We start from the raw sequence: 17,554 nt of genomic DNA, 5'->3' as shown, positions 1-17,554 counted from the left end.
GGGGCGGCGCTCAGCCGGCGGTGATGTGTTCGGTTTCGATGACTTTGTTCCAGCGGGCGCGCTCGCGTTCGACGAACTCGCGCGCTTCGGCCGGGCTGTTGCCCACCGGCGTCATGCCCAGGCGTTCGAGGCCGGCGCGGAAGGCCGGGTCGGCGTAGACGCGGCGCAGGTCCGCGCTGATTTTTTCGATGAGGGCGTCGGGCACGTCCTTGCTGGCGGCCAGCGTGGTCCACGAGGTCACCGTCAGGCCGGGCAGGCCGGCTTCGGCGGCCGTGGGCACGTCGGGCAGGGCGGGCGAGCGCGTCGCGCCCGTGATGGCCAGGGCCTTGAGCTTCTTGGCCTCGATATAGCCGATGGTGGTGGGCACGTTCTCGAAGAGCAGCTGGATCTGGCCGCCCAGCAGGTCATTGGTGGCGGCGGAGCTGCCGCGGTACGGAATGTGCACGATGGGCGCCTGCGCGGCCATTTTGTAGAGTTCGCCGACCATGTGCACCGACGAGCCCACGCCCGCCGAACCGAAGTGCAGTGTCTCCGGCTGGGCGCGCGCCAGCGCGGTCAGTTCGGCCAGGGTATTGGCCTGCAGCGAGGGGTTGGCCACCACCACGTGCGGCATTTCGGCCACGACGGTGATGAGCTTCAGGTCCTGCGCCGGGCGGTAGTTGAGGCTTTTGTAGACGCCGTAGGTGGCGTGCAGGCCGATGGAGCCCAGCAGCAGGGTGTAGCCGTCCGGGCCGGAGTCGGCCACGAACTTGCCGCCGATGTGCCCGCCGGCGCCGGGCCGGTTCTCCACCACCACGGACTGTCCATAGAGCTTGCCCAGGTGCTCGGCCAGCAGCCGGCCCTGGATGTCGGAGCTGCCGCCCGCGGTGAACGGCACGATGATGCGGATCGGGTGGTCGGGATAGTTGGCCTGGGCCTGCGCGGCCAGCGGCGCGACGGCGGCGGTGGCCAGGCACAGTGTTTGAACGAGCTTGCGCCAGTAGCGGCTGGGATTCATGGGGCTTCCCCTGGAAAGTTGGGATCGCGGGCGCGTCTGCCGGCACCCTGGGAAGCCCAGTGTAGGAGGCTGCATGTATTTGAAAAAATTCTTTTTTACGCATAGGCTATGCAGAATTGCCATACTCTATGCCGCCCATGAGCCGTCCGCTGAATTTCCGCCAGATCGAAGCCTTCCACGCGGTGATGCTGGCCGGCACCACCACCGGCGCGGCGCAGATGCTGCGCACCACGCAGCCGTCCATCAGCCGCCTGCTGGGCCAGGTGCAGCAGGCCAGCGGCCTGAAGCTGTTCGACATGGAGCGCGGCCGCCTGCGGCCCACGCGCGAGGCCAAGGACCTGTTCGATACGGTCAAGCGCCATTTCGTGGGCCTGGAACGCATCGAGGACCGCCTGGCCGCCATGCGGCGCAGCGGCAGCGGCGTGCTGCGGCTGGCCTGCACGCCGGCGCTGGGCCTGGGCGTGCTGCCCGGCGCGGTCGAGGCGTTCGCGCAGCGCTATCCCGAGGTCCACATCAATATGCAGACCATGGGCAGCCAGTACCTGCGCGAGGGGCTGCTGCACGGCACTTACGACGTGGTGGTGACGGCGGCGCCGCTGGACGGCGCGCTGCTGGACCTGCACGTGCTGCACGAGAGCGAGGCGGTCTGCGTGATGCGCCCGGACCACGCGCTGGCCGCGCAGGACGGCATCGACATCCTGGACCTGAACGCGCGCAGGCTGCTGGTGCTGAACGCGGACGACGACGTCTACCTGCAGTTGCGCGGCGCGATGCAGGCCCACCGCGTGCAGCCGGCCTCGGAGATCGAGACCACGTATTCCTCGACCATCTGCGCGCTGGCGGCCGCCGGCCACGGGCTGGGCGTGGTCAACCCGTACATTGCGGCGGTGTTCGCCGACCGGCTGGCGATACGCCCGTTCACGCCGCGCCTGCCGGTCCGCGTGTGTATGGCCTATCCGGCGCAGACGGCGGTATCGACGGTGACCGAGGCGTTCGTCGAGATCCTGGCGCAGCGCTTTCGCGACCCGGGTATCATCTCGCCATCCTGACGGGCTCAGCCCTTGCGCTGTTCGTACGAGGTGTCGAGCAGGTCGTCCTCGGGCGTGATGATGCCGGGTTCGCCGGGCTCCACGATGGCGCGTCCGCGCCGCGGCATGCCGGCGACCAGCGGGTTGCGTTCGTCGGGCATGGGCATGATTTCAGTGCCTTTGCGCGGATCGGCGGGGACCGGTTTCTCGGCTTCGGCGGGTTTGGCGAGGTTGGGATCTGGGGCAGTTTTCAACATGACGATTGCTCCGCTTGCGGGCGCCCCGGGATGGCGGCGCGCCTGATTCCACATCCATCTTAGGCCCGCGCGGCGCCGCCGTGGCGCGTCAGGCTGTCACGTTTGCAAGGGGCTGTTGCAGCGCCCGAACCTTATAATTTGCCGCGCCGCCCGGACACCGGGCTTCACTCTTTTCCACACGCCTACTTTGACCGAATCCGCCGAACGCTCCCTTCATGCAGAACTCGTCGCCGTGCTGGTTGCCGTCACCAACGGCGAGCCGCGGGTGCTGACGACCGAGGATGCGCGCGCGTTGCCGGCCGGGCCGTTCGAACTGTCGCACCGTTCGCTGCAGGCCGGCCTGCGCGCCTGGGTCGAAGCGCAGACCCATCATCCGCTGGGCTATGTGGAGCAGCTCTATACCTTCGCCGACGGCGACCGTTCCGACGAATCGGGCGCGCGCGTCATGTCGGTGAGCTACCTGGGCCTGACGCGCGAGGCCGGCGAGACCGGCGTGGCGCAGGTGGGCTGGCAGGACTGGTATCGCTATTTTCCGTGGGAGGACCGGCGCGCCGGCACGCCCGCGCTGGTCGAGCAACTGATCGTGCCGCGGCTGGCCGCCTGGTGCGAGGACAGCGCCGACGCGGCCCTGCGCAAGCGCCGCCGCCAGCGCGCGGCGGTCACCTTCGGGCTGGATGGCGCGTCCTGGAACGAGGACATGGTGTTGCAGCGCTACGAACTGCTGTTCGAGGCCGGGCTGGTGCCCGAGGCGGCGCGGCGCGGCCGCGGCAGCGGCGCCGTGGTGCCGGGCGAGCCCATGCGCCACGATCACCGCCGCATCCTGGCCACCGGCATCGCGCGGCTGCGCGCCAAGATCAAGTACCGGCCGGTGGTGTTCGAACTGATGCCCGAACAGTTCACCCTGTTGCAGCTGCAGCTGGCGGTGGAGGCCCTGGCCGGACGCGGCCTGCACAAGCAGAATTTCCGCCGCCTGATCGAGCAGCAGGCGCTGGTCGAGGAAACCGGCGAGATGGCCACCGGCACGGCAGGGCGGCCCGCCAAGCTGTTCCGCTTCCGGCGCGACGTGCTGATCGAACGCGCCATCGCCGGCAGCAAACTGCCGCTGTCGCGCGCGCTCTGAGGCTTGACACGGTTTATGCTCGGTCTTAGCATAAGTGCTGCGCAATCGTTGCGCGCCTTTTTTTACTCTCAAAATACTCAAAATGAGCATTAAAGCCGCAGCCTCCTCGACCGTCTCCCGACTGGCCGTTCCCCCCTTGCCGGAAGTCATGCTGGAGCCGCTGGTGCGCGCGGCGCTGCTCGAAGACCTGGGCCGCGCGGGCGACCTGACCACCGACGCCATCGTCCCGGCCGACGCCATCGCCGAGACCCGGCTGGTGGCGCGCCAGGACGGCGTGCTGGCCGGGCTGGACCTGGCGCGCCTGGCGTTTCGCGCGATGGACCCGGGCATCGAATTCGCGGTGTCCCAGCGCGACGGCGCGGACCTGCGGCCCGGCACGGAAATCGCGCGCATCCGCGGCAACGCCCGCGCCATGCTGAGCGCCGAGCGCGTGGCGCTGAATTTTCTTTGCCACCTGAGCGGCGTGGCCAGCGCCACGGCCTCGATCGCGCGCGCCATCGCGGGCTACGGCGCGCGCGTGACCTGCACGCGCAAGACCATGCCGGGCCTGCGCGCGGTGCAGAAGTACGCGGTGCGCGTGGGCGGCGGCAGCAACCATCGCCACGGCCTGGACGACGCGGTGCTGATCAAGGACAACCACATCGCCCTGGCCGGGGGCGTCGCCATCGCGGTCGAGCGCGCCCGCGCCGGCGTCGGCCACATGGTGAAGATCGAGCTGGAAGTGGACACGCTGGAGCAGCTGGAAGTGGCGCTTTCGCTGGGCGTGGACGTGGTGCTGCTGGACAACATGAGCCTGGACGACCTGCGCCGCGCCGTCGCCATGGCGCGCGGCCGCGCCATCACCGAGGCCTCGGGCCGCATCACGCCCGAAACCGCGGCGGCGGTGGCCGCCACCGGCGTGGACCAGATCGCCGTGGGCTGGATCACGCACAGCGCCAAGGTGCTGGACATCGGCCTGGACGCCTGAGCCTCGCAACCAACCGGTCCGCAAGATGAAACGCCTGCTGCGCGCCCTGGCGCCGATGCTCGTCCTGTCGCTGGCCGCCTGCGGCAACCCGCCGTCCGGCGAAGCGCCCAAGGACGCCGCCTATCCTGCCCATCCCATCACCATTGTCGTGACCTTTCCGCCCGGCGGCGGCACCGACCTGCTGGCGCGCCGCATCGGCGCCGAGTTGCAGGAGACGCTGGGTCAGCCGGTGGTGGTGGAAAACCGCCCCGGCGCCAGCGGCAATATCGGCGCGCGCGTCGTGGCCGAGTCGCCGCCCGATGGCTATACGCTGCTGATGGTCAACAGTTCCTTCGCCATCAACCCCGGGGTCTACCGCCATCTGGGTTTCGATCCGGCGCGTGACTTCGCGGCCGTCATCAACGTGGCCTTCGTGCCTTCGGTTTTCGTGGCGCCGGCGCATTCCGGCCTGCGCGGCCTGGACGACGCGCTGGCCGCCGCCCGCGCCGGCCAGCCGCTGCCGTTCGCGTCCTGCGGCAACGGCACGCCGCAGCACCTGGCCGGCGAGATGCTGGCGCGCGCGGCCGGCGGGTCGTTGCAGCACGTGCCCTACAAGGGCTGCGGGCCGGCGCTGACCGACGTCGCGGCGGGTCAGGTCGCAATGGGCGTGGTCACCGCGTCCAGCGCGGCCCCGCTGATCGCGGCCGGCAAGCTGCGGGCCCTTGCCGTCACGTCGCCGGCGCGCTCGCCGCTGATGCCGACCGTGCCCACGGTGGCGGAGCAGGGCGTGCAGGGCTACGCGCTGGACCAGTGGCATGGGCTGCTGGCGCCGGCGGCCACGCCGCCCGCGGTGGTGGCCAAGCTGAATGCGGCGGTGGCGCAGATCGTGCAGCGCCCGGCCATGCAGGCGGCCCTGCGCGAACAGGGCTTCACGCCCGCCACCAGCACGCCGCGCGAGTTCCAGGACATGATCGCCGCGGACATGCGGCGCTACGGCGCGCTGACCGCCGCGATCGGGCTGCGCGCGGACTAGGCGGCCGGCGTCCGGGCGTGCTGCTCCAGCTGTTCCTTGAGGCCGGGCTGCAGCTTGAGCTGGCGCGCCAGTTCGTCCAGGTAGGCGCGCTCCATATAGCTTTCCTCGTCCACCACCAGCAGGCTGGCCAGGTACATTTCGGCGGCCATTTCGGGGGTCTGGGCCGACCGGGCCACGGTGGCCGGGTCCAGCGGACGCGAGAGTTCGGTTTCCAGCCATTGCCGGTCCTGCGCGTCGGAGGACAGCTTGGCCAGCTCGGTTTCGAGCAGGGCGCGTTCTTCCGGGCCGATGTGGCCGTCGGCCTTGGCCGCGCCGATCATGGCGGTGAGCACGGCGGTGCTGTGCTGCTCGGCCTGCGGGGCGGGCAGGCGGTCCAGCGTCTGGGGGGCGGGGGCAGCCGCGCCGCCGGCCTGGCTGCGCTGCCAGTCGCCATAGGCGCGGTAGGCCAGCGCGCCCAGCGCCGCCATGCCGCCGTACATGGCGACCTTGCCGCCGATCTTGCGGGCCTTCTTGCTGCCCAGTAGCAGCCCCAGCGCGCCCGCGCCGAGCGCGCCGCCGCCCAGGCCGGTCAGGAAGGACGAGCCCTTGCCGCCCGTGGCGTTCTGCACGCGGCTGGTGGTGTCGGAAAGCAGGCCTTGCCCGGACTGCAGCAGTTGATCGAGGAGTTGTCTGGCGCTCATGCGGCCCCCTATAGGTGTATTCCGGATAGAAATATCCGACCGTGTCCGCATCAGGAAGTTCAGCGTCCAGTCAGGTGTGGCGCAGCGCCGCCTGGTGTTACAACGTCGATTGGGGCCGCCGCGGCGGCCATCCACCGAACCCCAGCCAGGAGACTTCACCCATGAGCAGCATCCGCTTGCGCCAGAACGCGCCCAATACCCTGCAGTTCACCGCCACGGCCGAAGGCCATGAGCTTCCGCTGGCGATGCCGCAGCCGCAGGGCGAGGGCCCCGATCCGCACGATTACTTCGATACTGCGCTGGGCGGCTGCAAGGCGCTGACCCTGATGGTGTATTCGCAGCGCAAGGGGCTGCCGCTGGAATCGGTGGGCGTGGAGGTGGTGCGCGACGACAGCGAAGAGCGCAAGGGGATCTACCGCCTGACCGCCAAGCTGACGCTGCATGGCGAGCTGTCCGATGCGCAGATCGACGAGCTGCTGGCGGTGGCCGAGAAATGCCCGGTCCACAAACTCATGACCGCGGTGGACGTGCAGGTTTCGACGCTGGTGGTGCGTCCGGCCTGAGCGGCCGGACGCGCCGCCGGTTTCAGTCTTCCATGCCCGGGACGACGGTGGAGAAGCCGCCGTCCACGTGGGTGATTTCGCCCGTCACGCCGGCGGCCAGGTCCGACAGCATGAAGGCGGCGACGTTGCCCACGTCTTCGATGGTGATGTTTCGGCGCAGGGGCGCCTGGGCCTCGACGAACTTCAGGATGGCCGAGAAGTCCTTGATGCCGCTGGCGGCCAGCGTCTTGATCGGGCCGGCGGAAATGCCGTTGGCGCGGATGCCGCGCGGGCCCAGCGCCGTGGCCAGGTAGCGTACGCTGGCTTCGAGCGAGGCCTTGGCCAGGCCCATGGTGTTGTAGTTGGGAACCACGCGCTCGGCGCCCAGGTAGGTCAGCGTCAGCACCGAGCCGTTGCGGCCTTCCATGAGCGGCAGGGCGGCCTTGGCCATGGCGGGGAAGCTGTAGGCCGAGATGTCGTGCGCCACGCGGAAGGCTTCGCGCGACAGGCCGTCGAGGAAGTTGCCGGCGATGGCTTCGCGCGGGGCGAAGCCGATGGAATGCACCAGGCCGTCCAGGCCGTCCCAGTGCTGGCCGAGTTCGGCGAAGGCGGCTTCGATCTGGCTGTCCTCGGCCACGTCGCAGGGCAGCACGATCTTGCTGCCGAATTCGGCGGCGAATTCGCTCACGCGGTCCTTGAAGCGGTCGCCCACGTAGGTGAACGCCAGTTCGGCGCCTTGCTGGTGACAGGCGCGCGCGATGCCGTAGGCGATGGAGCGGTTGGAAAGCACCCCGGTGACCAGGATGCGCTTGCCGGCGAGAAAGCCCATATTTCTATCCTTTGATTTTTTCCCTTCTGGAGACCGCCTATTTTAAAGAGTTTGGCGGCCCCTCCATTAAAAAGAAAAGGGCGCGCCCGTCGGGGTGCGCCCTTTTGCCGTGCCGTTGCGCTCAGCCCCGCGCGTTGGTGCCGGGGACCCGCAGCGGCGTGCCGACCTTCAGCGCGCTGCCCTTGAGGTTGTTCAGCGCGCGCAGCGCGTCGATCGAGGTGCCGTATTGCTTGGCCAGCGAGTACAGCGTGTCGCCCTGGCGCACCTTGTGGGTGCGCACGTTGGGACGGGCGCTGGCGACGCGGGCGCTTGCCACGCGCGCGGCGGGCGCCTGCTGGGCGCGGCCGCGCGTGGCCGGGGCCTTCTCGGCGGCGGGCGCCGCGTCCAGCACCGGCGGCGCCAGCGAGGCCAGCTGCACGTTGCCGGCGCTGTCGCCCGGCACCAGCAGGGACTGGCCGGAAGCGGATTTCTGGCGCGAACCGATGTCGTTGATCTGGCGCAGCCGGCTTTCGGTCACGCCGAAACGCTTGGCGATCGAGGCGTAGGATTCGCCGCGGCGCGTGTGGTAGACCTTCCAGGCGCTCAGGTCGCCCTTGTAGTTGGTCAGGTTGGCGTTGAAGATTTCGACGCGGTCGGCCGGCAGCAGCAGGGTGGGGCCGTGGTCGCCGCGGATCAGCGGGCGGTTGAACGACGGGTTGAGCGCCTTGAATTCGTCCAGCGGCATTTCGGCCAGCTTGGCGGCGATTTCGAGGTCGATGTCGCTGTTCTTCTGCACCGTCACGAAGTAGGGCGTGTTGCCCACCGGCGGCAGGGCCACCGCATAGCGCTGCGGGTCGGCGATGATGTTCTTGATGGCCTGCAGCTTGGGCACGTAGTTGCGGGTCTCGTCGGGCATGCTCAGCGACAGGTAGTCGGTGCGCAGGCCGGCGGCCTCGTTCTTGGCCATGGCGCGCTGCACCGAGCCTTCGCCCCAGTTATACGAGGCCAGGGCCAGATACCAGTCGCCCTGCATTTCGAACAGTTTTTCCAGGTAGTCCAGCGCCGCGTTGGTCGAGGCGATGGGGTCGCGCCGCTCGTCGCGCCACCAGTCCTGCTTGAGGTTGAAATGCTGGCCGGTGGCCGGCACGAACTGCCACAGGCCCGAGGCCTGCGAGCGCGACAGCGCGGTGGGGTTGTAGGCGCTTTCGACGAAGGGCAGCAGCGCCAGCTCGGTGGGCAGGCCGCGGCGGTTGATCTCGTCGACGATGAAATACAGGTACTTGCCGGCGCGTTCCGCCATGCGCTGCACCGACTCGGGGTGGGCCGCGTAGTAGTCGGTCCACTGCTGCGAGAGGTCGGTGTTCAGGTTGGGGATGGCGAAACCGCGGCGGATGCGGTCCCAGGCGTCGGCGGGAGGATTGGTGAGGTCCACCGTCCGGGAAGTGTCGCGGGCGATGTAGCGCCCTTGGGAATTGGTGGTGAGATTCTTGCTATCGGGGGATTTGGTTCCTGCGCAACCGGCGAGGACTGCCAGCATCAGCGGCAGAAGGAGTCGGGATAGATTCATCGGGCTGTCACTTGAATTCGTTCTTCCATTCGCGAAGGGAGGCAAATACCTCTACCGGCGTAGCAAGGCTGTGGCCGGCCCAGCGCTCTGCGGCGCGGACGACCTCGGGTTGTTGCGTGCGCAAAAACGGGTTCGTCGCGCGTTCCTGACCGATGGTCGACGGAAGCGTGGGAAGGCCTGCTGCTCTTAATTGCCGGGCCCGCTGATGCCATTGCTGCAGGTTGCGGTTGGCCGGTACGACTGCCGACGCCCAGCGCAAGTTCGCTAGAGTGTACTCGTGTGCGCAAAAAACCTGTGTATCCGCCGGTAAAACAGAAAATTTTTCCAAGGAATCAAGCATTTGCGCGGGGGTGCCTTCGAACAGCCGGCCACAGCCGCCGGCAAACAGGGTGTCGCCGCAGAAAAGAACCGGCTCCACGCCGGCCGCCCGGCCGGTGTAGGCGATGTGGCCGGCCGTGTGGCCGGGCACATCCAGCACGGCCAGGTCCAGGTCCAGTTCGGGTATCAGCACGCGGTCGCCCTGCGCCAGCGGCACGTCGCAGCGCGGCAGGCGTTCTTGCGCCGGGCCATATACGGTAAGGCCTTCGATGCGGGACAATTCGGATACGCCGCCGACGTGGTCGCCGTGGTGGTGCGTGAGTAGAATGGCGCGCAGTCTCAGGCCTTGCTGCTCGAGCAGCCGCAGCACCGGGCCGGCCTCGCCCGGATCGACCACGGCGGCCTGGCCGTCGCGCACGATCGCCCAGATGTAGTTGTCGGTGAAAGCGGGTAGCGGCAAGACCGCGGCGTTGCGCTCGCGGCCGCCGTCGGAGGCGGTCAGGGCTTGCATGGGATTCGAAGGATAGAACGTGGCAGAAGAAGATACTCCGCCGATTGTAGAACTGGCCGAATGGTTCCAGACGCCGCCGGGACAATACGTTCTGGCCTGGGAGCGGGCGCAGTTCGACGCGGCTGTCGCGGACGTATTCGGATATTACGCCTGGCAGGTCGGCCTGGCCGACATGAACCTGCTGGGCGCCAACCGCATGCCGTTCAAGGGATACGTGGGCACCGAGGCGCCCTCGGCCGAGAGCGCGGCCGGCTGGCAGTCGCGGGTGGTGATCGCCCAGCCCGAAGCCCTGCCGTTCGAATCGCAGAGCGTGGACCTGCTGATCCTGCCGCACGCCTTCGAATGCACGCAGGAACCCCACAACGTGCTGCGCGAGGTCGAGCGCGTGCTGGTGCCGGAAGGGCGCGTGGTGATCTCGGGCTTCAATCCCTGGAGCATGTGGGGGGCGCGCACGCGCATGCCGGGCATGGAGCCGTGGCTGCCGCAGCCGCCTTCGTCGCAGGTGTCGCTGCCGCGCCTGAAAGACTGGTTCAAGCTGCTGTCGCTGGAGGTCGAGCAAAGCCATTTCGGCTGCTATGCGCCGGCCTGCCGCAGCGAAAAATGGCTGCAGCGCTGGGCTTTCCTGGAGTCCGCCGGCGCGCGCTGGTGGAGCGTGGGCGGGGCCGTCTATCTGGTGTCCGCCGTCAAGCGCGTGGCCGGCATGCGTATCATAGGCCCCGCCTGGAAGACCAAGCCCAAGCGCGCGCGCGCCGCGTCGGTGGTGGTCAACCGCCAGGCGGACGACGGCTACGACCGCTCCTGAGCGGCCGGCCGGCAACGAATCAAGCACGAAGGAACTCCGGGCAGCACCATGCAGGACAGCAAAGCGAACGAACAGAAAGTGGAAATGTGGACCGACGGCGCCTGCAAGGGCAATCCGGGGCCGGGCGGCTGGGGCGTGCTGATGCGCGCCGGCAGCCACGAAAAAACCCTGCACGGCGGCGAACTCCAGACCACCAACAACCGCATGGAGCTGCTGGCGGTCATCCAGGGGCTGCGCGCGCTCAAGCGCCCCTGCGCGGTCACCATCCACACCGATTCGCAGTACGTCATGAAGGGCATGACCGAGTGGCTGGCCAACTGGAAGCGGCGCGGCTGGATGACGGCCGACAAAAAACCGGTCAAGAACGCCGAGCTGTGGCAACTGCTGGACGAGCAGGTGGGCCGCCATACTGTGTCCTGGCGCTGGGTCCGCGGACACGCCGGCGACCCGGGCAACGAACGCGCCGACCAGCTCGCCAACCAGGGCGTGGAAGCGGCCCGCCGCGCCTGAACGCCCGGGCGCCGGCCCGCAGGGCATTGGGATATACCCTTAAATCGCTTCATCGGGCGAATTTAGTTCTTTCATCCGGCTTCTGGATTGTTCCAGTATGTAAATCCGGGTGCTAAAGTGCCAACCCTCATTCTCCCTTCCTGCGGCGCCCGGCCCGCGCCGCGCGACCGCCACATTCGCGCATGAAAAAAGCAGTATTGCTGGCCGCCGTAGCGGCGGGATTGGCTGCGGGAGCGGCGCTCGGTGTGCTGGTGCCGCGCTGGCTCGCGCCTGCGCCGCCCGCCGTCCAGGCCGCCGCCCAGGCTCCCGTCGCGCCTGCCGCGCCGGTGCGGGTCGAGGTGGCCGCCGTCAAAGAAATCCCGTTCGCGCGCGGCCTGTCGGCCGTGGGCAGCCTGCGGTCCGACGAATCGGTGGTGCTGCGCCCGGAAGTCGCCGGCCGCATCCAGTCCATCGGCTTCAAGGAAGGCCAGCCGGTCAGGCAGGGCGAGGTGCTGATCCGCCTGGACGATTCGGTGCCGCGGGCCGAGCTGGCCCAGGCGCGGGCCAATCTCACGCTGGCGCAAAGCCATTTCCGGCGCTCGGTGGAGCTGCAGGGCAAGGGCTTCGTCAGCCAGCAGGCGCGCGACGAGGCCGCCAGCAACCTGAAGGTGCAGGAAGCGGCCGTGGCGCTGGCGCAGGCGCGGCTGGACAAAATGACGATCAGCGCGCCGTTCGGCGGCATCGTGGGCCTGCGCAGCGTGTCGGTGGGCGACTACGTGAACCAGGGCCAGGACCTGGCGCCGCTGGAGGCGATCGACCCGCTCAAGGTGGATTTCCGCGTGCCCGAAATGTATTTGAGCAAGGTGGGCGTGGGCCAGCAGCTGACCCTGCGCCTGGACGCGCTGCCGGGCCAGGAGCGCCAGGGCATGGTCTACGCCGTCAGCCCGCTGGTCGACGCCGGCGGCCGTTCGATCCTGCTGCGCGCCACCGTCGCCAACAAGGACGCGGTGCTGCGCCCGGGCATGTTCGCCCGCGTGCAGTTGCTGTTCAGCCAGGACAAGGCGCTGGTGGCGCCGGAAGCCGCGCTTTCGCCCTCGGGCGAGACGCAGTACGTTTACCGGGTCAGGGACGGCGTGGCCGAGCGGCGCGAGGTCACCATCGGCGAGCGCCGCGAAGGCCGCGTGGAGATCCTGACCGGCGTGGCCGCGGGCGACCAGCTGGTGGTCTCGGGCCTGCAGCGGGTGACGGACGGCGCGGCCGTGACCGTGCTGGGCAACGGCGCCTGAAGCCGGCCTTTTTCTCTTTTGGGCGGTGGCGCAATGCGTATTTCGGAAACCTGTATCAAGCGGCCGGTATTCGCGTCGGTCCTGTCGCTGATCATCGTGCTGATCGGCCTGATCTCGTATTCGCGCCTGACCGTGCGCGAGTATCCGAAGATCGACGAGCCCATCGTCTCGGTGGACACCACCTACAAGGGCGCCTCGCCCGAGGTGATCGAATCCCAGGTGACCAAGCCGCTGGAGGACCAGCTCGCCGGCATCGAGGGCGTGGACGTGATGACTTCGCGCAGCCGCTCCGAACGCAGCCTCATCAACATCAAGTTCAACCTGTCGCGCGATCCCGACGCGGCCGCGGCCGAAGTGCGCGACAAGGTCTCGCGCGCCCGCCGCTTCCTGCCCGACGAGATCGACGAGCCCATCATCGGCAAGGTCGAGGCGGACTCCCAGCCCATCATCTACATCGCGGTGGAGTCCGGCACGTACTCGGCGATCCAGACTTCCGACTACATCAACCGCTACATCAAGACCCGGCTGTCGGTGCTGCCGGGGGCGGCGGAAGTGCGCGTGTTCGGCGAGCGCCTGCCGTCCATGCGCATCTACGTGGACCGCGACAAGCTTGCCGCCTACGGCCTGACCGTGCAGGACGTGGAGGCTGCGCTGCGCAGCCAGAACGTGGAAATCCCGGCCGGGCGTATCGAGTCCCGGGCGCGCGAATTCTCGGTCGTGTCCTCGACCGACCTGCAGACGCCGGCGCAGTTCGAGGACGTGATCGTCGCCAACGTCAAGGGCTATCCCGTGCGCCTGCGCGACGTGTCCAAGGTGGAAATCGCCGCGGCCAACGACCGCATCCTGTCGCGCTTCAACGGCAAGCCGGCGATCAACATCGGCCTGACGCGGCAGTCCACCGCCAACCCGCTGGAGCTGTCCAAGGCGGCCCGCGAGGAGGTCGAGCGCCTGAACGAGAACCTGCCGGCGGGGATGCGGCTGAACATCGCCTACGACTCGTCGGTGTTCATCGAACGCTCGATCGACTCGGTGTTCAACACCATCGGCGAGGCCATCGTGCTGGTGGTGCTGGTGATCTTCTTCTTCCTGCGCAACCTGCGCGCCAGCATCATCCCCATCGTCACCATCCCGGTATCGCTGGTGGGCGCCTGCGCGCTCATGTATCTGTTCGGCTTTTCCATCAATACGCTGACCCTGCTGGCGATGGTGCTGGCCATCGGCCTGGTGGTGGATGACGCCATCGTGGTGCTGGAGAACATCTTCCGCCACATCGAGGACGGCATGCCGCGCAAGGAGGCCGCGCTGCGCGGCTCGCGCGAGATCGGCTTCGCGGTGGTGGCGATGACGATGACGCTGGTCACCGTGTACGCGCCGCTGGCGTTCGCCACGGGCCGCACCGGGCGGCTGTTCATCGAATTCGCGCTGGCGCTGGCCGGCGCGGTGCTGGTGTCCGGCTTCGTCGCGCTGACGCTCACCCCGATGATGTGTTCGGTGCTGCTGCGCCACCAGAGCAGCCACAGCCGCTGGTACAACCTGATCGAAGGCTGGCTCGACGCCCTGAGCAATGGCTACCGGCGGGTGCTGGCGGCCTCGCTGCGCCATCGCTGGATCGTGGTGGCGGTGGGCCTGGCGGTGGCGGCCGCCAGCGGCGTGCTGTTCAAGGTGGTCAAGAGCGAACTGGCCCCCGTCGAGGACCGCGGCGTGGTGTTCGGCATTGTCAGCTCGCCCGAGGGCGCCACGCTGAACTACACGCTGGAAAGCATGCTGGGCATCGAAAAGTTCTACGCCGATATCCCGGAGGCCAGCGGCAGCCAGGTGACCGTGGGCTTTCCCACCGTGACCGACGGCACCGCCATCCTGCGCCTCAAGCCCTGGGAAGAGCGCGGCCGCCGGCAGCAGGCCATCACCCAGGAGCTGCAACCGCTGTTCGCCTCGCTGCCAGGCGTGCGGGCGTTTCCCACCAATCCGCCGTCGCTGGGCCAGTCCGCGCGTTCCAAGCCGGTGCAGTTCATCATCATGAGCCAGGCCTCGTACGTGGAGCTGGCGCGCCTGACCGACGTATTCATGGCCGAGCTGCGCAAGTATCCCGGCCTCATCAACCTGGACACCGACCTGCGCCTGAACACGCCCGAGCTGCGCGTGCGCGTGGACCGAGACAAGATGGCCGACGTGGGCGCCAACGTGGACACGGTGGGGCGCACGCTGGAATCCATGCTGGGCGGACGCCAGGTGACCCGCTACAAGGACGAGGGCGAGCAGTACGACGTCATCGTCCAGGTCACGCCGCGCGACCGCGCCAATCCCACCGACATTTCCGGCATCTATGTGCGCGCGCGCGACGGCAGCATGGTGCAGCTGGACAACCTGCTGGGCGTGCACGAAGGCGTTTCGCCGCAGTCGCTGAACCACTTTAACCGGCTGCGCGCGGTCAAGATCGACGGCGCCGTGGCGCCGGGCTACGCGCTGGGCGAGGTGCTGGCGCACATGCACCAGGTGGCGCGCGACGTGCTGCCCAACACCATCGTCACCGACCTCGACGGCCAGTCGCGCGAGTTCCGCGACTCCTCGGGCAGCATCTACCTGGTCTTCGCCATGGCGCTGGCCTTCATCTACCTGGTGCTGGCCGCGCAGTTCGAGAGCTGGCGCAACCCGTTCATCATCATGCTGTCGGTGCCGCTGTCCATGACCGGCGCGCTGCTGGCGCTGTGGCTGACCGGCGGCACCCTGTCCATCTACAGCCAGATCGGCCTGATCACCCTGGTCGGGCTGATCACCAAGCACGGCATCCTGATCGTCGAATTCACCAACCAGCTGCGCGACGAGGGCAGGGAACTGTTCGAGGCCGTCATCGAGGCCAGCGTGCTGCGGCTGCGCCCCATCCTGATGACCACCGGCGCCATGGTGCTGGGCACCGTGCCGCTGGCGCTGTCCTCGGGCGCGGGCGCGGAATCGCGCCAGCAGATCGGCTGGGTCCTGGTGGGCGGGCTGATGCTGGGTACACTACTGACCTTGTTCGTCGTGCCGGTGGCCTACACGCTCATCGCCACCGCACGCAAGAAACCCGGCCAGGCCGGCAGCGCAGCGCATTCCGCGGATTCCGTTCCGTCCCCGCATACGCCGCCGGCCGCGCCCGCCCAAGCGTCGGAATAGTTTTATGCGCCAGATCATCTTTGACACCGAAACCACGGGACTGGATCCCGCCCAGGGCCACCGCATCGTCGAAATCGGCTGCGTGGAGCTGGTCAACCGGATGGCCACGGGCAACAACCTGCACATCTACCTGAACCCGGACCGCGACAGCGACCCCGAGGCGCTGGCGGTGCACGGCCTGACCACCGAATTCCTGTCCGACAAGCCGCGCTTTGCCGACATCGCCGATGAATTCGTGCAGTTCATCCAGGGCGCCGAGCTGATCGCGCACAACGCCGCGTTCGACGTGAAATTCTTCAACGCCGAACTGGCCAGGACCGGCCGCGGCCCGATCAGCGATTTCTGCGAGACGGTCACCGACTCGCTGCTGCACGCACGTTCGCTGTTCCCCGGCAAGCGCAACTCGCTGGATGCGCTGTGCGACCGTTTCGGCATTTCCAACGCCCACCGCACGCTGCACGGCGCCTTGCTCGACTCGCAGCTGCTGGCGGAAGTCTGGCTGGCCATGACGCGCGGCCAGGACGCGCTGCTGATCGACGTCGAAGAGGGCGACTCGGCGGGCGCCGACGGCCTGGTGCTGGGCAGGTTCGACGCCTCCGGCCTGCCGGTGATCAAGGCCAGCGACGAAGACCTGGCCGAGCACGAAGCCTATCTGGCCGCGCTGGACAAGGCCGTGGGCGGCGAATGCATCTGGCGTAAACTGGACGCGCCGGCGCCGGCCGCATAAAGTTTTTCGGGGTGACTTGCACACGTTCAAAAAAACGTGCTAATATTTTGCCTCTTTCGGGGTGGTTAGCTCAGTGGTAGAGCACTGCCTTCACACGGCAGGGGTCACTGGTTCGAACCCAGTACTACCCACCAAAGACCCTTGAGAGACAACGCCAGGCCACCAGCCGGCCGTTGTCGGCGTCCAAGGTAAAACGACGCAGCAAAAATAGCCAACCCTTGCGGTTGGCTTTTTTGTTTTTCGCCTATGTTTGGCCGGGTGTTGATATTGCACAACCCCGCGCGCGCCGATTGAGCCGCGCGGCCTGCCAGCTGTCTATGATGGATACCGCGGGGACATATCCACAATAAACCCGCGCAAACTGGAGATGGCGATGTTCGCGAATACCAATACCATGATCATCATCATCGTCACGGCCGTGGCCCTCATGCTGGTGGGCTTCGGGCTGCGTGACCGCAATATCGGCATGGGGCTGATGGGGCTGGGCCTGGTGACGGCGCTGGGCACCATTATCTACAAGGCGTACATCACGTTTTATTGAGCTGGCGCGCCGCGCGCGACAGCAGGGCGTCGAGCTGGTTGGCGAAGGCCTTGCGGTCGGCGTGGCTGAACGAGGCGGGGCCGCCGGTGTCCACGCCGCCGGCGCGCAGTTCTTCCATCATGTCGCGCAGCGCCAGCCGTTCACGGATGGTGTCGGGCGTATAGCGTTCCCCGCGCGGGTTCAGCGCCATCGCGCCTTTTTCCAGGACTTGCGCGGCCAGCGGGATGTCGCCGGTGATCACCAGGTCGCCGGGCGCGGCGCGTTCGGCGATGTGCGCGTCGGCCACGTCGAAGCCGCGCGGCACCTGCACGGCGCGGATCAGCGGCGAGGGCGGGGTGCGCAGCGGCTGGTTGGCCACCAGGGTCAGCGGCCGCTGCCAGCGTTGCGCGGCGCGGAACAGGATGTCCTTGATGACCGCGGGGCAGGCGTCCGCATCGACCCAGATGTGCATCGCGTTACGCGCCCAGCGCCTTGCGCAGCGCCTCGGCCACGATCTCGTTGGTGGACACGCCGCGCTCGGCGGCCGCGGCGCGCAGCCGGTCGGCGTCGGCCTGCGACAGCTTCAGCGGGAACGGCACCAGGCCGGCGGCCTGGTCCAGCTTGCGCTGCTCGCGCCGGTCGGGCGCGTTCGAGGCGCTGCCGTAGCGGTCCGGCGTGCCGGCCTGCTTGAGCTGGCCGGCCAGTTTCAAGGCCTGGTTTTTCTGCAGATCGAATTTATTCATGGGGTTTCCTGATGAGGAGCGCCATCATAA

The 17,554-nt window shown here is 68.2% G+C and carries 19 protein-coding genes and 1 tRNA gene; 12 read left to right on the top strand and 8 right to left on the bottom strand.

The features are described 5' to 3' along the window. Positions 1–10: 10 nt before the first annotated feature. Entirely contained in the window at positions 11–997 is a 987-nt protein-coding gene (locus AC1M14_RS23545) for a Bug family tripartite tricarboxylate transporter substrate binding protein (RefSeq protein ID WP_479730545.1), read from the bottom strand. Positions 998–1,134: 137 nt separating this feature from the next. Between AC1M14_RS23545 and AC1M14_RS23540 the strand changes: the two genes are divergently transcribed. Continuing rightward, positions 1,135–2,046 carry a LysR substrate-binding domain-containing protein gene (locus tag AC1M14_RS23540; protein WP_102775817.1) on the top strand — a complete coding sequence of 304 codons (912 nt, stop codon included), beginning with the start codon at positions 1,135–1,137 and terminating at the stop codon, positions 2,044–2,046. A gap of 5 nt (positions 2,047–2,051) precedes the next feature. Here AC1M14_RS23540 and AC1M14_RS23535 read toward each other — a convergent pair whose 3' ends face one another. Further along, positions 2,052–2,282, bottom strand: a complete 231-nt coding sequence (locus AC1M14_RS23535) for a hypothetical protein (protein ID WP_102775818.1) — start codon at positions 2,280–2,282, stop codon at positions 2,052–2,054. 187 nt (positions 2,283–2,469) lie between these two features. Between AC1M14_RS23535 and AC1M14_RS23530 the strand changes: the two genes are divergently transcribed. From AC1M14_RS23530 to AC1M14_RS23520, 3 genes are all read left to right on the top strand, one after another. After that, positions 2,470–3,402 carry an NUDIX hydrolase gene (locus AC1M14_RS23530; RefSeq protein ID WP_102775819.1) on the top strand — a complete coding sequence of 311 codons (933 nt, stop codon included), beginning with the start codon at positions 2,470–2,472 and terminating at the stop codon, positions 3,400–3,402. 82 nt (positions 3,403–3,484) lie between these two features. Next, a complete protein-coding gene (gene nadC / locus AC1M14_RS23525; RefSeq protein WP_111826720.1) occupies positions 3,485–4,369 on the top strand; it encodes a carboxylating nicotinate-nucleotide diphosphorylase in 885 nt (294 codons plus the stop codon). A gap of 25 nt (positions 4,370–4,394) precedes the next feature. After that, entirely contained in the window at positions 4,395–5,381 is a 987-nt protein-coding gene (locus tag AC1M14_RS23520; RefSeq protein WP_479730544.1) for a tripartite tricarboxylate transporter substrate binding protein, read from the top strand. On the opposite strand, the gene AC1M14_RS23515 is transcribed toward AC1M14_RS23520, so the two are convergent. Then, positions 5,378–6,061 carry a tellurite resistance TerB family protein gene (locus AC1M14_RS23515; protein WP_479730543.1) on the bottom strand — a complete coding sequence of 228 codons (684 nt, stop codon included), beginning with the start codon at positions 6,059–6,061 and terminating at the stop codon, positions 5,378–5,380. The genes AC1M14_RS23520 and AC1M14_RS23515 overlap by 4 nt on opposite strands. 161 nt (positions 6,062–6,222) lie before the next feature. Between AC1M14_RS23515 and AC1M14_RS23510 the strand changes: the two genes are divergently transcribed. Beyond that, entirely contained in the window at positions 6,223–6,624 is a 402-nt protein-coding gene (locus AC1M14_RS23510; protein ID WP_102775821.1) for an OsmC family protein, read from the top strand. A gap of 22 nt (positions 6,625–6,646) precedes the next feature. On the opposite strand, the gene fabI is transcribed toward AC1M14_RS23510, so the two are convergent. From fabI to gloB, 3 genes are all read right to left on the bottom strand, one after another. Beyond that, positions 6,647–7,432 carry an enoyl-ACP reductase FabI gene (gene fabI / locus AC1M14_RS23505; RefSeq protein WP_102775822.1) on the bottom strand — a complete coding sequence of 262 codons (786 nt, stop codon included), beginning with the start codon at positions 7,430–7,432 and terminating at the stop codon, positions 6,647–6,649. A 121-nt stretch (positions 7,433–7,553) separates the two neighbouring features. Next, positions 7,554–8,978 (bottom strand): transglycosylase SLT domain-containing protein, encoded by a 1,425-nt coding sequence (locus AC1M14_RS23500; RefSeq protein ID WP_102775823.1) that lies wholly within the window; start codon positions 8,976–8,978, stop codon positions 7,554–7,556. Positions 8,979–8,985: 7 nt separating this feature from the next. After that, positions 8,986–9,807 (bottom strand): hydroxyacylglutathione hydrolase, encoded by an 822-nt coding sequence (gene gloB / locus AC1M14_RS23495; RefSeq protein WP_111826718.1) that lies wholly within the window; start codon positions 9,805–9,807, stop codon positions 8,986–8,988. 19 nt (positions 9,808–9,826) lie between these two features. Here gloB and AC1M14_RS23490 point away from each other — a divergent pair, with 19 nt between their 5' ends. From AC1M14_RS23490 to AC1M14_RS23460, 7 genes are all read left to right on the top strand, one after another. Further along, entirely contained in the window at positions 9,827–10,609 is a 783-nt protein-coding gene (locus tag AC1M14_RS23490) for a class I SAM-dependent methyltransferase (protein WP_102775825.1), read from the top strand. Positions 10,610–10,657: 48 nt separating this feature from the next. Beyond that, positions 10,658–11,119 carry a ribonuclease HI gene (rnhA, locus tag AC1M14_RS23485; protein ID WP_102775826.1) on the top strand — a complete coding sequence of 154 codons (462 nt, stop codon included), beginning with the start codon at positions 10,658–10,660 and terminating at the stop codon, positions 11,117–11,119. Positions 11,120–11,301: 182 nt separating this feature from the next. Further along, positions 11,302–12,384 carry an efflux RND transporter periplasmic adaptor subunit gene (locus tag AC1M14_RS23480; protein ID WP_102775827.1) on the top strand — a complete coding sequence of 361 codons (1,083 nt, stop codon included), beginning with the start codon at positions 11,302–11,304 and terminating at the stop codon, positions 12,382–12,384. Positions 12,385–12,417: 33 nt separating this feature from the next. After that, positions 12,418–15,534, top strand: a complete 3,117-nt coding sequence (locus AC1M14_RS23475; protein WP_102775828.1) for an efflux RND transporter permease subunit — start codon at positions 12,418–12,420, stop codon at positions 15,532–15,534. 4 nt (positions 15,535–15,538) lie between these two features. After that, a complete protein-coding gene (dnaQ, locus tag AC1M14_RS23470) occupies positions 15,539–16,261 on the top strand; it encodes a DNA polymerase III subunit epsilon (RefSeq protein ID WP_479730542.1) in 723 nt (240 codons plus the stop codon). A gap of 59 nt (positions 16,262–16,320) precedes the next feature. Then, a tRNA-Val gene (locus tag AC1M14_RS23465) sits at positions 16,321–16,395 on the top strand. 239 nt (positions 16,396–16,634) lie between these two features. Then, positions 16,635–16,802 carry a hypothetical protein gene (locus tag AC1M14_RS23460; RefSeq protein WP_168202271.1) on the top strand — a complete coding sequence of 56 codons (168 nt, stop codon included), beginning with the start codon at positions 16,635–16,637 and terminating at the stop codon, positions 16,800–16,802. On the opposite strand, the gene AC1M14_RS23455 is transcribed toward AC1M14_RS23460, so the two are convergent. Both AC1M14_RS23455 and AC1M14_RS23450 read right to left on the bottom strand, forming a co-directional pair. After that, a complete protein-coding gene (locus tag AC1M14_RS23455) occupies positions 16,789–17,253 on the bottom strand; it encodes a YaiI/YqxD family protein (protein ID WP_102775831.1) in 465 nt (154 codons plus the stop codon). The genes AC1M14_RS23460 and AC1M14_RS23455 overlap by 14 nt on opposite strands. A 4-nt stretch (positions 17,254–17,257) precedes the next feature. Next, a complete protein-coding gene (locus tag AC1M14_RS23450; RefSeq protein ID WP_102775832.1) occupies positions 17,258–17,524 on the bottom strand; it encodes a ribbon-helix-helix protein, CopG family in 267 nt (88 codons plus the stop codon). Between the last annotated feature and the right edge of the window lie 30 nt (positions 17,525–17,554).

The organism is Achromobacter sp. SX5, from assembly GCF_056711425.1.
This window is presented reverse-complemented; position numbering and strand designations above follow the sequence as displayed.

What these genes read in the sequence shown, in the direction of transcription:
- AC1M14_RS23475 (WP_102775828.1), top strand. Translation starts at nt 12,418, where the DNA reads ATGCGTATTTCGGAAACCTGTATCAAGCGGCCGGTATTCGCGTCGGTC.
- AC1M14_RS23455 (WP_102775831.1), bottom strand. Translation starts at nt 17,253, where the DNA reads ATGCACATCTGGGTCGATGCGGACGCCTGCCCCGCGGTCATCAAGGAC.
- AC1M14_RS23520 (WP_479730544.1), top strand. Translation starts at nt 4,395, where the DNA reads ATGAAACGCCTGCTGCGCGCCCTGGCGCCGATGCTCGTCCTGTCGCTG.
- nadC (WP_111826720.1), top strand. Translation starts at nt 3,485, where the DNA reads ATGAGCATTAAAGCCGCAGCCTCCTCGACCGTCTCCCGACTGGCCGTT.
- AC1M14_RS23545 (WP_479730545.1), bottom strand. Translation starts at nt 997, where the DNA reads ATGAATCCCAGCCGCTACTGGCGCAAGCTCGTTCAAACACTGTGCCTG.
- AC1M14_RS23510 (WP_102775821.1), top strand. Translation starts at nt 6,223, where the DNA reads ATGAGCAGCATCCGCTTGCGCCAGAACGCGCCCAATACCCTGCAGTTC.
- AC1M14_RS23480 (WP_102775827.1), top strand. Translation starts at nt 11,302, where the DNA reads ATGAAAAAAGCAGTATTGCTGGCCGCCGTAGCGGCGGGATTGGCTGCG.
- dnaQ (WP_479730542.1), top strand. Translation starts at nt 15,539, where the DNA reads ATGCGCCAGATCATCTTTGACACCGAAACCACGGGACTGGATCCCGCC.
- AC1M14_RS23540 (WP_102775817.1), top strand. Translation starts at nt 1,135, where the DNA reads ATGAGCCGTCCGCTGAATTTCCGCCAGATCGAAGCCTTCCACGCGGTG.
- AC1M14_RS23500 (WP_102775823.1), bottom strand. Translation starts at nt 8,978, where the DNA reads ATGAATCTATCCCGACTCCTTCTGCCGCTGATGCTGGCAGTCCTCGCC.
- AC1M14_RS23515 (WP_479730543.1), bottom strand. Translation starts at nt 6,061, where the DNA reads ATGAGCGCCAGACAACTCCTCGATCAACTGCTGCAGTCCGGGCAAGGC.
- AC1M14_RS23450 (WP_102775832.1), bottom strand. Translation starts at nt 17,524, where the DNA reads ATGAATAAATTCGATCTGCAGAAAAACCAGGCCTTGAAACTGGCCGGC.
- fabI (WP_102775822.1), bottom strand. Translation starts at nt 7,432, where the DNA reads ATGGGCTTTCTCGCCGGCAAGCGCATCCTGGTCACCGGGGTGCTTTCC.
- rnhA (WP_102775826.1), top strand. Translation starts at nt 10,658, where the DNA reads ATGCAGGACAGCAAAGCGAACGAACAGAAAGTGGAAATGTGGACCGAC.
- AC1M14_RS23535 (WP_102775818.1), bottom strand. Translation starts at nt 2,282, where the DNA reads ATGTTGAAAACTGCCCCAGATCCCAACCTCGCCAAACCCGCCGAAGCC.
- AC1M14_RS23460 (WP_168202271.1), top strand. Translation starts at nt 16,635, where the DNA reads ATGTTCGCGAATACCAATACCATGATCATCATCATCGTCACGGCCGTG.
- gloB (WP_111826718.1), bottom strand. Translation starts at nt 9,807, where the DNA reads ATGCAAGCCCTGACCGCCTCCGACGGCGGCCGCGAGCGCAACGCCGCG.